The 16587-nt window shown below is 52.7% G+C and carries 8 protein-coding genes and 1 pseudogene; all 9 read left to right on the top strand.

Translation table 11 applies throughout. The features are described from left to right. Window positions 1-5 precede the first annotated feature (5 nt). On the top strand, window positions 6-419 hold the full coding sequence (locus M3087_RS02000; RefSeq protein WP_249093379.1) for a secondary thiamine-phosphate synthase enzyme YjbQ: 414 nt from the start codon (window positions 6-8) through the stop codon (window positions 417-419). A 40-nt stretch (window positions 420-459) separates the two neighbouring features. Then, a complete protein-coding gene (locus M3087_RS02005; protein ID WP_410796782.1) occupies window positions 460-1671 on the top strand; it encodes an exonuclease SbcCD subunit D in 1212 nt (403 codons plus the stop codon). A gap of 35 nt (window positions 1672-1706) precedes the next feature. After that, window positions 1707-4796: an AAA family ATPase gene (locus tag M3087_RS02010; protein WP_249093381.1), complete on the top strand. Its 3090-nt coding sequence runs from the start codon at window positions 1707-1709 to the stop codon at window positions 4794-4796. 191 nt (window positions 4797-4987) lie between these two features. Beyond that, window positions 4988-5557, top strand: a complete 570-nt coding sequence (xpt, locus tag M3087_RS02015) for a xanthine phosphoribosyltransferase (protein ID WP_022384534.1) — start codon at window positions 4988-4990, stop codon at window positions 5555-5557. Further along, entirely contained in the window at window positions 5557-6891 is a 1335-nt protein-coding gene (locus M3087_RS02020) for a nucleobase:cation symporter-2 family protein (protein ID WP_022384533.1), read from the top strand. The genes xpt and M3087_RS02020 overlap by 1 nt, the downstream gene beginning before the upstream one ends. A 908-nt stretch (window positions 6892-7799) precedes the next feature. After that, a pseudogene (locus M3087_RS02025) lies at window positions 7800-8195 on the top strand (helix-turn-helix domain-containing protein); the annotation flags it as partial. A 211-nt stretch (window positions 8196-8406) separates the two neighbouring features. Next, on the top strand, window positions 8407-11544 hold the full coding sequence (locus M3087_RS02030; RefSeq protein ID WP_410796784.1) for a SusC/RagA family TonB-linked outer membrane protein: 3138 nt from the start codon (window positions 8407-8409) through the stop codon (window positions 11542-11544). Window positions 11545-11581: 37 nt separating this feature from the next. After that, window positions 11582-13492 (top strand): RagB/SusD family nutrient uptake outer membrane protein, encoded by a 1911-nt coding sequence (locus M3087_RS02035; RefSeq protein ID WP_249093384.1) that lies wholly within the window; start codon window positions 11582-11584, stop codon window positions 13490-13492. 37 nt (window positions 13493-13529) lie between these two features. Beyond that, window positions 13530-16556 carry a SusC/RagA family TonB-linked outer membrane protein gene (locus M3087_RS02040; RefSeq protein WP_249093386.1) on the top strand — a complete coding sequence of 1009 codons (3027 nt, stop codon included), beginning with the start codon at window positions 13530-13532 and terminating at the stop codon, window positions 16554-16556. Window positions 16557-16587 lie beyond the last annotated feature (31 nt).

Here is a 16587-nt window from a genome sequence, read left to right on the forward strand (position 1 = left end):
TAAAGATGTTTCAACAAGTCGAATTTGCGTTACGTCCCCGTCCGCGGGGATTTCATTTAGTGACTGACGAGGTGCTTCGCCAGTTACCGGAACTGCCCCGTACGGGGCTTTTGCATTTATTTATCAAGCATACCAGTTGTGGACTGTCAGTCTGTGAAAATGCCGATCCCGATGTTCGGACTGATTTGGAGTCAATCTTCAATCGGTTGGTGAAGGAGCGAGAATCCTACTATGAGCACGTGCTGGAAGGAGATGATGACATGCCGGCTCATGCCAAATCGGTATTGGTCGGTGTCGAACTGACTCTTCCCATCACGAACGGCAGGTTGAACCTGGGGACCTGGCAAGGCATCTACCTGTGCGAGTTTCGGAATCACGGCGGAAGCCGCAGGGTGGTAGCTACCATCTTGGGAGAATGACACGCTGGGAGTATGACAAACCTGAAACCTCTATTTGCTTATGCTGAAAATCATCCATACAGCGGACTGGCACCTGGGACAGACTTTTTTCGGTTATGACCGGAGGATGGAACACCTTGATTTCCTGCACTGGCTGCGGAGGGAGGTCGGAATCTGTCAGGCAGACGTGCTGCTGGTGTCAGGCGATGTCTTTGACAGTCCGAATCCATCCGCAGAATCGCAAAAGCTTTATTACCGCTTCCTTCATGACATTACCCGGGAGAATCCGCAGTTGCAGTTGGTCATCATTGCCGGGAATCATGATTCCGCAGCCCGGCTGGAAGCCCCTTCGCCCTTACTGGAAAGCATGAACATTGTTGTGCGGGGTGTCATCCGTCGTCGTAGCGACGGGAGCATTGACACGGACCATTTGATTGTCCCCTTGCGAAAGGAGGGAGACATTGCGGCCTATTGCCTGGCTGTCCCTTATCTGCGCCAGGGGGACTATCCGCAGGCTGACAGTTATGCTGAAGGAGTGCAGTCATTCTATACGGAGCTGATTGAACAGGCGTTGCCACTGAGAAAACCCTTGGTTGCCATGGGGCATCTGCAAGCTACCGGTTCGGAACTTTCGGTGGATGACCGTTCGGAGCGTACGGTCGTAGGTGGGTTGGAGGCGGTCTCTCCACAAGTGTTTGACGGGAAGGTGGAATATGTGGCACTGGGTCACCTGCACCGGGCACAACGGGTGTCCGGACGGGAACTGGTGCGTTATGCCGGTGCACCGTTGCCCATGTCGTTTGCCGAAAAGCATTATCGGCAGGGCGTGATGCTGGTGACACTGGATGAGGACGGAAGGAAGCCGGCGGTTGTCGAACGCCGCCTCTATGAACCGCCTGTTTCCTTGTGGAGCCTGCCGACAGAAGAGGCTGAGATAGAAGGTGTGCTGGAAGCAATTGCCGGTCTGCCTGTAGGCGAACCGGACGATAGCTCTCCCTATCTGGAAATCAAGGTGAAGGTGACACAGCCGGACCCGACCTTAAAATACAAGATACAGGAGGCGTTGAAAGGGAAGCAGGTCAGGTTGGCACGTATTGTGGCAGTAGCTCCCCCGAAAGCAGAAAGTTCCCGCCGCTTGACAACCTATGAAGAGGTGCAGCAACTGCGCCCCATCGATATCGCACTTGATTTTTACAAGCAGAAATACGGAGGAAGTGAGATGCCGGACGCCTTGCAGCAACTGTTCAATGAAGTGGCGCGGGAAAATGTGTGATGACCCTATATATAATATAAGGAAAGGAGTAGGATATGAAGATATTGGCTATCCGAGGAAAGAATCTGGCGTCGCTGGAAGGCGAATTTGAAATCTCTTTTACCGAAGAACCCTTGAAGTCGGCCGGCATTTTTGCCATTACCGGTAGTACGGGTGCCGGGAAATCCACCTTACTCGACGCACTGTGCCTGGCACTCTTTGACGCCACACCGCGCATGAGCAAGGCACGGGAAAACAATGTGCTGGTGCCTGACGTGGCTGACCGGCAACTCTCGCAGAACGATAGCCGCACCATCCTGCGAAGGGGAACGGCTGAAGGATATGCCGAGGTGGACTTCCGGGCATTGGATGGACACGATTACCGTTCACGCTGGATGGTACGTCGTTCGCGTGGACAAGTCTATGGCTCGTTGCAGAAGGTCGAGATGCGTCTGACTGACCTGACTGCAGGCGGTGTGGAGGTAGGCGGTACCAAGACCGAACTGCTGGCGAAGATTGCCGGACTGATAGGACTGTCGTTCGAACAGTTCAGTCGTTCGGTGTTGCTGGCACAAGGCGATTTTGCCACGTTCCTGAAAGCGCGTCAGTCCGAGAAAGCTGAAATCCTGGAGAAGCTGACCGGAACGGAAATCTATTCACGCATATCGGCATCCATCTATGAACACTGGCGGCAGGCGAAGACAGGCTATGAACAGCTGAAGGCAAAGATGCAGGATGTGGTCCTGTTGCCCGGGGAAGAGCTGGAAAAGCTGATGGAGGAGGACCGCACGTTGGATGACGTCATCCGCCGGGAGCAGACCGAGAGGGACCGGCAAAAGGCGCGGTTGCAATGGCTGAACGAGCAGGAGCGGATGCTCACCCTGCTGCGTGAGGCGATGGAACAACGGGCGGCGGCAGATGAAGCGTATGAAAAGGCTGCTCCGCGTTTCCGGGTTCAGGAGGAGTGGGAGCAGGCACAGAGCATCCGTGAATCTTATGTGCAGGAGCAACGTTGCCGGGAACTGGCCGTGCAGCTTGCCGGTCAGCTGGAGTCGCTCCGTCGGGAGGAAACCACTTTGTCCCGTCAGTTGACGGAACTGCAGGCTGCCAAAGAAAAGGCGGATGCAGAGCTGGCTGCTTATAAAGAGGAGTTGCAGGCACTGCGTCCCCGCTTTGATGAAGCACACCGGCTGGATGCCCGACTGGAGGAAATCAGGAAGCAGGTACTGGATGCCGCAAGCCAGAAGCAACAGGCATCTGTCGAAGTGGAAAAACGTGAAAAGGAGCTGGCTGACCTTGCCCGACAGCAGGCGGAAGCCGAACAGCAGGACAAGCTGGCTGCCGAGTGGCTGGATAAATATAAATCGTATGAGACCCTGATACCGAAGGTAGACCTGATCGGCGATTTGATTCGAAACATTCGTGCCGCCCGTGAGATGAGGGCTTCCAACGAACGGTTGCTGACGGAGAACCGCCAGCTATTGGCGGAAGAGCAGGAACGGCTGACTGTCCTGCAACAGGAGGCACAACGGCTCGATGCGCTTCTTCCGGCAGAAATAGCAACCCTGCGTGCCCGGTTGGTGGAAGGTGAGCCGTGCCCGGTGTGTGGTAGTCTGCATCATCCGCTGACGGGGACAGGAGAGGCCCCTTCGTTGCAAGAGGAAGAACTGAACCGGGCGAAAGAACAGAACAACCGTTCGCTGACCTTGTTGCAGGAAGCCATTGCCAGGCATACGAACGAGCTGTCCAGGTTGACCGCCCTGATAGAGACGTATACCCGGCAAGCTGAAGAGGGAGCGACACACCTGGCATCACAGGTCGCTTTGCTGCCCGACTGGAAACAATGGCTGGAAGAAGGGAAGCTGGAGCACTACATCCGGAAGTTTGTCAGCCAGTGGAATGAACGGACACAACGCAGACATGTCATACAGGAAGGGTTGGCGAAGGTGAAAAGCCGCCTGGAGGCACTGTCGTCCGAGAGGGGTGCCCGACGTGAGGAACTGAACCGGAAAGTGGCGGCACATGCTCAGCTGGAGCAGACTTACGCCCAAGTGAAGGCGGATAGGGCGACCTTGTTCGGCGGACAATCCGTCAAGCAGCTTCAGCAGAAGCAGGAACAGCATCTGAAGGACCTGGAGGCTGCCGCCCAAAAGATGGCTGCCGAAGTGCAACAGTGTCTCTCCCGGTTGCAGCATTGCAAGGGAAATCACGAACAGTTGGTGAAAGAGCAGGCACGGACCGCGGAACTTCAGGCAGGTGCCGTGAAGCAAATCGAGGAGTGGTTGCATCTTCATCCCGCATTGGACGGGCGGAATGCCCTGGACCGTTTGTTTGCCAGGGATGCAGACTGGTACCGGCAAGAAAAGGAGGCCTTGGAGAAACTCAAAGAGCTGCGTACGTCCCGCATGGCTGTCTGTGAAGAACGTCGGCAGAGTGTGGACAAGCACCTGTCAGACAAGAATAGACCGGAAGATGGAGTCACCGCAGAGCAGCAGACGGAGCTGATCAGAGAGCTGGAGAGTCAGTTGGAAGTTCGCAACAAGCGGAAGCTGGAGTTGCACTTGACACTGGAGACTCACAAGAAAAACGAAAAGCAGCTGGCGCACTATCGGAAGGAACTGGAACAACAGGAAGAGGTGTACATCAATTGGGCGAAGCTCAACGACCTCTTCGGTTCACAGACCGGAAGCAAGTTCAAGGAGATAGCGCAAGGCTATACGCTGGACATCCTGGTCGCATACGCCAACAAGCACCTGGAGGAACTGTCCAAACGCTATCTGCTGCAACGTATTCCTGACACCCTGGCACTTCAGGTCATTGACCAGGACATGCTGGGAGAGGTCCGGACGGTGCATTCACTTTCCGGGGGCGAATCCTTCCTGGTTTCATTGGCGCTGGCATTGGGGCTGGCGTCCCTCTCATCAAACCGGATGAACGTAGAGTCGCTGTTCATTGACGAAGGATTCGGCTCGCTGGACCTCGATACCCTGCGCGTGGCGATGGAGGCACTGGAAAGTCTGCAGACCCAAGGACGGAAAATTGGTGTCATCTCACATGTCCCTGAAATGACGGAACGCATTACAACCCAAATCCGTGTGGTCAAGGAAGACAATGGAAAAAGTCGGATTGAAGTCGTCGTCCGCTGAATCCGCCTTCCTTGCCGGTCATGGAAAAAAGGGTGTGAATAAAGGAGGCAATAAATATTTCTTGTATTTTTGCACATCTTTTACGATTACATTTCGCATCCGGTGATTAGGGGAAGGAGCGAAGGTTCTCTCCCCTGGAGCCTGCGGAATCTGAATTGACTTATTAGAAAACTGTTCAAATAAAAAGTATTATGAAAGCCCTGAAGGAGCGGATTCTCCGCGATGGAAAATGTTTGGAAGGCGGCATCTTGAAGGTCGATAACTTTATCAACCATCAGATGGACCCCATCCTGATGAAGTCAATTGGTGTGGAATTTGTACGTCGCTTTGCCAGCGACCGCATTGACAAGGTGATTACCGTCGAAGCCAGCGGCATTGCCCCTGCCATCATGGTCGGGTACCTGCTGGAGCTGCCGGTGGTGTTTGCCAAGAAGAAGAAACCTAGCACCATGGACAACATGCTGGTCACTTCCGTCTACTCATTCACGAAAAACCGTTCCTATGACGTCTGTGTCAGCAAGGACTTCCTCTGCAAGGGAGACCGCGTGCTCTTCATTGACGATTTTCTGGCAAACGGCAATGCTGCCAAAGGCATCCTGGACCTGGTGCAGCAGGCAGGAGCCGAAGTGGTAGGCATGGGCTTCATCATTGAGAAATCCTTCCAGCACGGCGGTGACATGTTGAGGGAGATGGGCATCAAAGTCGAATCGTTGGCCATCATTGACAGTCTGGACAATTGTCAAATCAAAATACGTGATTAATGAAAGAACAAACAAGTGAACAAGTAAGTCCGTCGGGACTTATTTACGGGCTGGAAGACCGTCCCCCGTTCAAGGATGCCTTCTTTGCGGCTATTCAACACCTGCTGGCAATCTTTGTGGCAATCATCACGCCGCCGCTGATTATTGCCGGTGCGTTGAAGCTGGACTTGGAAACGACCGGTTTCCTGGTGTCTATGGCACTTTTCGCCTCCGGTATCTCCACGTTCATCCAGTGTCGCCGTGTCGGTCCCATCGGAACCGGACTGCTGTGCATCCAGGGGACTAGCTTCTCATTCATCGGCCCCATCATTTCTGCAGGTACTTTAGGAGGATTGCCCTTGATCTTTGGAACGTGTATGTCGGCATCTGTTGTGGAAATGTTGATTAGCCGGGTACTGAAGTACACACGCCGCATCATCACTCCGCTGGTGTCCGGCATCGTGGTGACCCTTATCGGTATGAGCCTCATCAAAGTCGGCATCACGGCTTGCGGAGGAGGAGAGGCTGCGAAAGCCGACGGCACATTCGGCGCGTTCCGCTACGTCGGACTGGCTGTAATGGTGCTGGTGCTTATCATCTTCTTCAACCGCAGCAACAACCGTTATCTGCGCATGAGTTCCATCGTTATCGGACTGGTGATTGGCTATGTTGTCGCCTGGTTCATGGGGATGGTCGATTTCAGCTCCATCCAGAGCTATGGCGGGTTCAACGTCCCCGTGCCCTTCCGTTACGGTCTGGCATTCGACTGGTCCAGCTTCATCGCGTTGGGACTGATTTACATGATTACTGCCATTGAGGCTTACGGCGACATCACGGCAAACTCCATGATATCCGGTCAGCCTGTGGAGGGAGAGACCTTTGTCAAGCGTGCTTCCGGAGGTATCCTTGCCGACGGATTCAACTCCATGCTGGCAGGAGTGTTCAATTCGTTCCCCAATTCCATCTTCGCACAGAACAACGGTATGATTCAGCTGACGGGCGTAGCAAGCCGTTACGTCGGTTATTACATTGCCGGTTTCCTGATTGTATTGGGCTTGTTCCCGGCTGTCGGTCTGGTGTTCTCGCTGATGCCTGACCCCGTTCTGGGTGGAGCCACCCTGCTGATGTTTGGCACCGTAGCCGCTGCCGGTATACGCATCATCGCCTCTCAGGAGATTAACCGCAAAGCGACGCTGGTGATGGCATTAAGTTTCTCTCTGGGACTGAGTGTCGAGCTGGTTCCTGAAATCCTGAACCAGTTGCCTGATGCCTTGCGGAACATCTTTTCGTCCGGCATTACGACCGGCGGTCTGACAGCCATCCTTGCCAATGCGCTGATTCGTATCAAAGAATAAATATTAGAGGACAGACAGTCGTCCGTCCGGAGGTCCGGAGATGCTCATCCGGATTCCGAAGCAGGAAGGCGCGAAACCACAGAGATTGCCATCGTCTGAGGAAGGCGATGAAATCCGGTGGTTTCGCGCCTTTCTTTTATTCCTTTCCCGGGATAACGGACGCCCCGTTGTCCGTGCTCCCCGGACCCGAGACGAGGGAAGCCGGGGATAGTTCCGGTACATGCCTGGGAGAAGCGACGTAAAAGTACGGCTTAGACAGACCTAAGTATAATACTTTGGCAGCCTAAATATAATACTTAGGGGGTCTAAGTATAATACTTTGCTCCATACAAGGCAGGCTTCGATGACGTCTATCCGGCGGTTTGTATGCATTGATGTCCCCCTTTGGAGAACTGAAGGACGAGTTCTCTATGGACAAATCGGGATTTTTGTTGACAGGTATCTGCATACGATGCTTTTTCTTATTGTATTTTTAGTCCCACGTACCTCAATTTTTGTAGCTTTGTACAGCAATCTTTATCATTCAATCTATGACAGACAACTATTTCAAGAACAATTTAGAGAGAAGTGTGGTTTGTGGCATCCTGTTATTGTATGAATTATTCAGTATGTACGCGGCAGATTCCCACTCGTCTGACTTAAATAGTTTTACCGGGTCCGTTCCACCCTTCCAGGCATCACTGTGGGGAGAATCGGAGCTTACGTACGGGATTATAATAGGATTTATTGTGCTGATTTCCAGTGGGGGGGGGTATTTGTGCACCTTAATTCGTGAACGAAATCGCTTGTCAGAGGAATTGCGTTTACGGACGACGGAGCTGGAGAGAGCAGAGGCACAATTGGAAAAGATGAAACGTCTGTTGCAGGACGGGAGGGATGTACGGCAAGAAAGCAACGAACCGGAATCTAAAACACAATTGGTTTTCGATGCCAAAAGCTCCGATTACACCAGCAATGACGAGGAATTCCTGAAACAGGCCGTGGCATGTGTGAACAGGCATCTGAGTGATGCGGATTTCGACCTGTCCCTCTTCCTGGAGGAAATGCATACCACCAAATCGACTTGCTTCCGCAAGTTGAAATCACTGACCGGCATGACGTTCGTGTCCTTCCTGCGCAGCATACGGATGAAAGCAGCCTGCCGCATCATGGAAGATAAGAGACAGATCGGTATTGCCGAGCTTGCCTATGCCGTAGGCTATAATGACCCCCGCTATTTCAGCAGCAGTTTCAAGAAAGAGATGGGAATCACCCCATCCGAGTACATGGAACGTTTCACCCAGGGAGGCGTCCTTTCGGAGTGACCATAGGGCGGAGAGAGAAGAAAGGTCCATTTTAGGGGGATAAATGGTTCATGCACGATTTTCCGACGTGTTTGAACGAAATAAAATATAACATTTCTTAAGATGCAATCTATATTCGCCACTCGAAAATCCGACAAGAACAAATATCGAAGTACGCAGATTTTCAGAGGCTAATACCAAAGTTTAAATATTAAAATGATTGCAAATGGAAATGCATGGGAAAATTTTCGAGCGAACTGCTTTAACTTCTCGTAGGTTGTTTCCTGCCGCTATGCTGCTGTGTATGTGTCTGCCTGTTCCGTTAGAGGCTTATTGTGCGACAGAGCCTATGCCGGAGACGGTGCAACAGAACACGGTCAGAGTGAAAGGAGTGGTGAAGGACGAAAAAGGTATTCCGGTTATCGGTGCCAACGTGACCGTGGAAGGGACCACGACAGGATGCGTCACTGACCTGGATGGTAAATTCGCTTTGAATGTGCCTGTGGGTGCAAAACTAAAAATCAGTTTCATCGGTTATAAGGAACAGTTTGTGACGGTCCGGAAGGATGCCGCCGACCTGACGGTCACCCTGGAGGACGATTCGCAACAGCTGAATGAGGTCCAGGTCGTGGCTTATGGTGTACAGAAAAAGGTGTCCGTGACCGGAGCCATCTCTTCCATGCGGGGAGATGACTTGCTGAAGACTCCGGCCGGCTCCATCAACAACATCCTGTCCGGACAGGTGACCGGTATCTCGACCGTCCAATATTCGGGAGAGCCGGGCGCTGACGCTGCCGACATTTATGTGCGAGGCATTGCGACCTATGCAGGTTCGTCTGCTCCGTTGATTCAGGTGGATGGGGTGGAACGGGACATGTCGCAGATTGACCCCAATGAAATCGAGAGCATCACGGTGCTGAAAGATGCCTCCGCAACGGCCGTGTTCGGCGTGCGCGGTGCGAACGGCGTCATCCTGATCACGACCAAGCGTGGCGCAGAAGGCAAGGCGAAGATATCCTTCTCCACTTCATTAGGTATCAACGTGCGTACGAAGGACCTGGACTTTGCCAATTCCTATCAGTATGCCGACTACTACAACATGATGTTGGTGAACGATGGTGGAAAGCCGGCATTCAGCGACGAACAGCTGGTAACCTTCCGCGACCACACCAATCCGTTGTTTTATCCCGATATCAACTGGATTGATTACTGCATGAACAAGTCGTCCATCCAGTCACAGCACAATGCGAATATCTCAGGAGGTACAGACTGGATGCGTTATTTCGTGTCAGTGGGTTTCTTCTCACAGAACGGCATGTTCAAGACCTTCAATGCTGCCGATGACTTCAATTTCGACTACAAGCGTTACAACTACCGCGCCAACCTGGACTTTGATGTGACCCGGACGACGTTGCTGTCGGTGAATATCGGCGGACGCATCGAGACCAAGAGTACGCCTGAATCGGATGAAGACCAGAACCAGCTGTTCCGTAAGCTCTATTGGGCAGTTCCTTTCGCCAGTCCGGGCATTGTCAATGGCATGTATGTCAAGTCGAACGGGGATTACCTGCCCTTTACAGGCACTGACGGTCTGGCGTCCTATTATGGCAAGGGGGCACGGACACGGACCAACAACGTGTTGAATGTGGACCTTGCCCTGACCCAGAAGCTGGACTTCATCACCGAAGGACTCTCCTTCAAGCTGAAAGGAGCCTACAACTCGTCCTACTCCGACGTGAAGCGTACCAGTGCATCCGTGGCAACCTATACGCCTGTAATAGCCGACGATGGGTCCGTCTACTTCAAGAAGAACGGTTCGGACAGTCAGTTGAGCTACAGCGACGGCGATTTCGGCAAGGCCCGGGACTGGTACATGGAGACCTCGCTGAACTACGGACGCAAGTTCGGTGACCACAATGTGTCCGGACTGTTGCTCTACAACCAGTCGAAACGCTACTATCCGGGCGGTGTGTACAGCTACATCCCCTCCGGCTATGTCGGTCTTGTCGGTCGTGTCACCTATGACTGGAAGACCCGTTACATGGCGGAATTCAACGTCGGCTACAACGGTTCGGAGAACTTTGCCAAGGGAAACCGTTACGGCTTGTTCCCTGCCGGTTCGTGGGGATGGGTCATCAGTGAAGAGCCTTTCTTCAAGCCGTTGAAGAAGTATGTGGGCTATTTGAAGCTGCGCGGTTCCGTCGGTCTCGTCGGTAATGACAAGAACGGTTCCGAACGTTTCATCTACCTGCCCGGCAAGTATACCTATGGAGGCAGTGACGGATACTATTTCGGCCAGAATGTAGGAAACAAGAAGCCCGGCGCCTATGAAGCTTCGCAGTCGAACCCCGAATCGAAATGGGAGACCTCCCTCAAGCAGAACTATGGGGTTGACTTCAATGTCCTGAATGACCGCCTGAGCGTTTCTGTCGATTACTTCATCGAGCATCGGAAAGACATCCTCACCAAGCCCGACTACCTGCCGAATATTCTGGGTATGGTCCTGCCTCCGGTCAATGTCGGAGAAGTGGAGAACAAGGGGTATGAGTTGCAGGTGAAGTGGGGTGATAACCTGGACGAGAAATTCCGCTATTGGGCAAACTTCAACCTGTCCTATGCCCGGAACAAGATCGTGTACAAGAATGAAGTGAAGCAGAACGAGCCTTACATGTACGAAACCGGGCGACGCATCAACTCCCGAGCCATGTACAAGTTCTGGGGATTCTATGACGAGACAGCCGACGCACGCTATCAGGAGGAGTTCGGACTTCCGATAGCCAATCACGGTATCACGCTGGTTCCGGGTGACGCTGTATACGTCGACCTGAACAAGGATGGCAAGCTGGACGGTAACGACGTGACCCGTGACATCGGATATACGGACGTGCCGGAATATACGTCCGGGTTCAGCGCCGGCTTCACCTGGGGCAAATTCGATTTCTCCATGACCTGGAATGCTGCGTGGCATGTAGACCGGATGCTAAGTGAGTTCCGCCGTCCGCTGGGTGACACGAACAATAAGGGACTGCTCCTGTATCAATATGAAAACACCTGGCGTACATCGGCCGATTCATTTACGGCGAAGTTCCCCCGCGCTTCCAGTAGCCATGCCGGTAACAACTATGCCGGTTCTGACCTCTACCTGGTAAATGCCAGCTATATGCGTCTGAAGAACATCGAGATTGGCTACAACATGGACTTTCCTTTCCTGAACAAGCTGAAGGTAAAGGATTGCCGTCTGTATGTGAATGGTTACAACCTGCTGACCTTTACGGACTTCATGTGGGGAGACCCGGAGTCCCGGCAGAGCGACCGTCCCAACTATCCCTTGACCCGTGTCTTCAACATCGGTCTGAAAGTCGGGTTCTGATTTGACAGGTATCATTGTGTAACAAAGAATTTTAGATATGAAAAAACTGATAAGGTTGTGTATGGCTGCATGTGTAGGAGGGACGTATCTCTTCTCTTCATGCGTCGACGAGGTAAAGTTTGGTGACAGCTTCCTGGAGAAGGCTCCTGACACGGGCGACATGAACCAGGACAGTATCTTTGGCAAGGCCGAATATGCCCGTGCGTTCTTGTGGAAAACGTACAGCTACATGTATTACGGGTTGGCGACCAACTGGAATCAGGTGGATGGCAAGATGAATACCGGCATGTTTGAGACCCTGTCCGACTGCTGGCACAGCCACAACCTGTGGGACGGTATCAACCGCAAATATTATTCCGGGGCCTATCGGGCGAATCATGAAGATGAGGGAGACGACACCCGCTTCGGCTATACGAAAGAGAACTGCTGGCAGGCTGTCCGGGCTGCCAGAATATTTATGGAGAATGTGGGGCGTGTCCCCGATATGGAAGAAGCTGAGAAGGCACGTCTGACAGCTGAAGCCAAGGTCATCATCGCTTCCCGTTATTTTGACCTGTTCCGGCATTTTGGCGGTTTGCCCTTGGTCAAACAGTCCTACGGCGTAGAGGCTGCGTACGAGATACCCCGTGCCACGGCAGAAGAAACGGTGAACTTTATTGTCGGTCTGCTGGATGAAGCTGCCGCAGTCCTTCCTTGGGACTTGGGTTCGGATGACACCAACTGGCAGGGACGATTCACGAAAGCGTCAGCCATGGGACTGAAGTGCAAGGTGCTCCTGTTTGCTGCCAGTCCGCTGTTCAACGACAAGGAACCCTATTGCACGGAAGCTCCCCAGGAAGCCATAGAGAAGAAGCAGGCATGGTATGGCGGTTACAATCCCGAATGGTGGAACCGTTGCCTGACTGCCTGCAAGGAGTTCTTTGCCGAATTGCAGTCCAAAGGATACTACCGGCTGATTCAGCCGGAGTCGGCGACGAACGACGGCTATCGCGCCGCCTTCAACAAGGCCTACTTCATCCGCGAAAACAATACCGAGCTGCTGATTTCCACACGCATCATCGGTAAGTACAATTGGGACTGGTGGTATTATTGGGGTGAATGGGTGACCTTTGGTGGCTATACCCCGACGTTGGAATACATGGAAATGTTCCCCATGAGCGACGGCAAACCATTCACCGAGGATTATCTGAAAGACGGTGCCCAGCCGTTCTTCGAAAACAACGACTACAAACGTCCGAATCGGGACCCGCGCCTCTATGAGACCATCCTGGTCAACGGAGCACGCTTTGGCGACCATGCAGCCGAGCTTTGGGTCGGCGGACGCGACAACATCGACGGTTCCCGCCTAGAGACCGGACGCACGGCAACCGGCTTCAGCTGCTATAAGTTCTTCAAGGAAGGCAAGAGCAGCCTGGCAGGCAACTACCTGGAGTGGCCCTACCTGCGATTGGCTGAAGTCTACTTGATTTATGCGGAAGCTTTGTTGCAGACAGGCGACCTGGCAGGTGCCATCGAACAGGTAAACAAAGTGCGTGCCCGTGTCGGTCTGGGTGACCTGAACGCCTGCAATCCGGACAAGCATCTGACCTCCGACAAAGAGGCCTTGCTGGCAGAGATTCTGCGTGAACGGGCTTGTGAATTGGGACTGGAAGATGTGCGCTTCTTCGATATGATTCGTTACAAACAGGCAGACCTGTTCCAAAAGAAGTTACACGGCTTGCGCATCTATCGCAATGACGGCGGTGGTGACCTCCCCTGGAGTGGCACGAGTGGAAACGCTTCTGAATTCCCCAAGAAACCGGCTGACTTCCGTTATGAAGTGTTCACGCTGAGCAACACGGCACGCTCCTGGTGGACGAACTTCAGTCCGAAGTGGTATCTGTCGGCATTCCCTCCCTCGGAAGTAAACAAGGAATACGGATTGACCCAGAATCCCGGTTGGAATTAGTCAGCTTATTGCTAGTCAATTACTAAAAAGGAACAATATGAAGAAATATAAGATAACAGTTTGGGCGATGCTGGCCTGTATGACAATGAATGCGTTGGCACAGAATGTCAATGTGAAAGGCAAGGTCATAGACAAGAAAGGCAACCCCGTAGAAGGAGCCTTGGTGCTCGTTTTGGACAATCCGAACATACAGGTGGCTACGGACCGGAACGGTATGTTCGAGATTGCTGCTGCGGAAGGCAACAATATAAAGGTACTGACCGGAAACGGTTCGTTTAAGGTCGTCCCCGTAGCAAACGACCGCCTGATGACGGTGAAGATGGATTTCGCATCCGAACATGTTGACTATGGCTTCGGACTGAATCAGAACAGGCTGGAAGCAACCGGAGCCGTGTCGACCGTCTATGCGGAGGATATCAGTACGCGTTCTGCCATGAATATCGGCAACTCGCTGTTTGGCAATGTGACGGGACTGACAACCTTGCAGAAGACCGGGAATATGCAGGACCAGAAACCTTCCATGTTCATCCGTGGGCTACAGACCTTGAACGGGAACAATGGCATTCTGCTGGTAATCGACGGTCTGGAACGGGATAATAACTGGAATGCGTTGAACTACATCACACCTGAAGAAGTGGAATCAGTATCCGTGTTGCGCGATGCAGCGGCAGTGGCCCTCTACGGTTATGGAGGAATCAATGGTGTGGTGAATGTCGTGACCAAGCGTGGCAAATACCGTACACGGGAAATCAACTTTTACTATGACCATGCCTTTACTGCACAGACCCGCATCCCCAAGATGGCAGATGCCTATGTGTATGCCAAGGCTATGAACGAAGCGCTGTCAAATGACGGACGTACTCCCCGCTATTCCCAGAATGAACTGGATGCGTTCCGGAGTGGCAAGTATCCCTACCTGTATCCCAATGTGAACTGGGCGGATGAAGTGTTCCGTTCCCATGGAGCCTCGGATATCGCAACGTTGACTTTCCGGGGCGGTACGTCGAAGATGCGTTACTTCACCCTTATCAACCTGCAGAACGATAAGGGCTTCATCAAGAATGCAGATGCCAATGAGGGATACTCGACTCAAAACAAATATTCCCAAGCCAATTTCCGTTCCAATCTGGACATCGATTTGACCAGGACTACCCGTATGCAAGCCAACCTGATGGGTGTTCTGAACGAGTTCAGCCGTCCGGCTTCCTCCGGAGAGAACCTGATAGGAAAGGTATTCACGGTCCCCTCTGCAGCTTTCCCCATCCGTACGGAAAAGGGACTGTGGGGTGGCAATGCAACCTGGGGAGGAGACCAGAATCCGGTCTACCTGTCCCAAGGCCGTGGATACACCAAGGGACATACCCGTGCCTTATATGCTGACATGCAGCTTCAGCAGGATCTGTCATCTCTGACCGAGGGCCTGAGTGCTTCACTGCGACTTGGATATGACAACATCGCTTCCTATTGGGAGGACTACAGGCAAAGTGCCAAGTACGGCATGCGTTCGGTGACGGCATGGGAGAATGGAGTACCGACAGAGTTCTCCGATTTTGAGGGAGGTACCGTCGGACAAGTCACCGGCGGAGACAATTTTGCCAAGCTCGACTGGCAGCACCGTTCGTTCAACTTCCAGGCACATGTCGATTGGGCACGTCGTTTCGACAAGCACAGTGTGTCTTCCATGCTGCTCTATACGTATAAGTATGACAACATGAACGGGGTCAACAACACCCTGTACACACAAAGTGCCTCCTGGTATACCCACTATGGATACGATAACCGCTATTTCGCAGATTTCATCCTGACGACTTCGGCTTCCAACAATCTCGACCCGGACAGCCGTTGGGGGCTGGCACCTACCGTCGGCGTAGCCTGGGTGCTCTCGAACGAGGCCTTCATGAAGCGCCAGTCCGTTATTGATTTCATGAAGCTCCGGGCTTCCTTCGGCGTGATTCACACCGATAACATCCCGTTCCAGGGCTATTGGAATGCTGCCGTCGGAGGCGGTGGCAGCTATCCGGTGCAGGATAACTTCGGTGGAGATGGAGGCTGGACGGAAGGTCGGTTGGCTTCTTCGAACGGGACAACCGAGAAGGCTTATAAATATAATGCAGGCATGGATGTCACCTTGCTCAAGTCACTTACGTTGTCTGTCGACGGGTACTATCAGAGACGCTCAGACATCTGGGTCAGTGCCGCCGGACAGAATTCAGCCGTATTGGGCATCGAGAGTCCCTATGTCAATGCCGGTATAGTCGACAGCCACGGTGTGGAGGTCGGACTGGATTATGCCAAAAGGCTGGGTGACTTCCTGCTGAGTGCCGGAGCTAATTATTCGTTCAATCGCAATAAGATTAAAGAAATGCTGGAAGAGCCCAAGGCTTACGACTATTTGTACCAGACCGGACATTCGGTCGGTCAGCTATTCGGTTTGCAGGCAACGGGATATTTCGTCGATGATGCCGATATCGCCAATAGCCTGCCACAGCAGTTCGGTCCGGTGAAGCCGGGAGACATCAAATACAAAGACATCAACGGCGATAAGGTCATCAACGAGAACGATAAGGTTCCGATGGGATACAATACCAGCTGTCCGGAAATCTACTACGGGTTCAATCTGGGGCTGGAGTGGAAAGGCTGGGGAGTCAGAGCCTATTTCCAGGGAACTGGCAACTATACTGCCATTCTGGATTCCTATCTGTACAGACCATTGGTAGGCAATATCTCCATATCCGAGCATGTTGCCGGGAACCACTGGACACCTGAGACTCCTGACGCACGCTTCCCCAGGCTGAGCACGGAGACGGTTGATAACAACACGCAGCATTACAGTTCTGTCTGGCTTGCGGACCGTTCCTTCCTGAAATTGCGCAATTGCGAGGTATACTACAAGTTCCCGGCTGCCTGGTTGAACAAGATCAAGATGAAGCAGGCGAAGCTCTATGTGAGAGGAGTCGACCTGTTCAGTTGGGACCACATTGACCTGACCGACCCGGAAGCGATGGGTAATAATGTATGGCCAGCTACCCGTTCGGTACATGTCGGGCTTTCGATTGGCATTTAAATGGTATTCAATGATGATTGAACAATAAATG

It is taken from the genome of Mediterranea sp. ET5, from assembly GCF_023337025.1.
In the GTDB taxonomy this organism is placed as follows: domain Bacteria; phylum Bacteroidota; class Bacteroidia; order Bacteroidales; family Bacteroidaceae; genus Phocaeicola_A.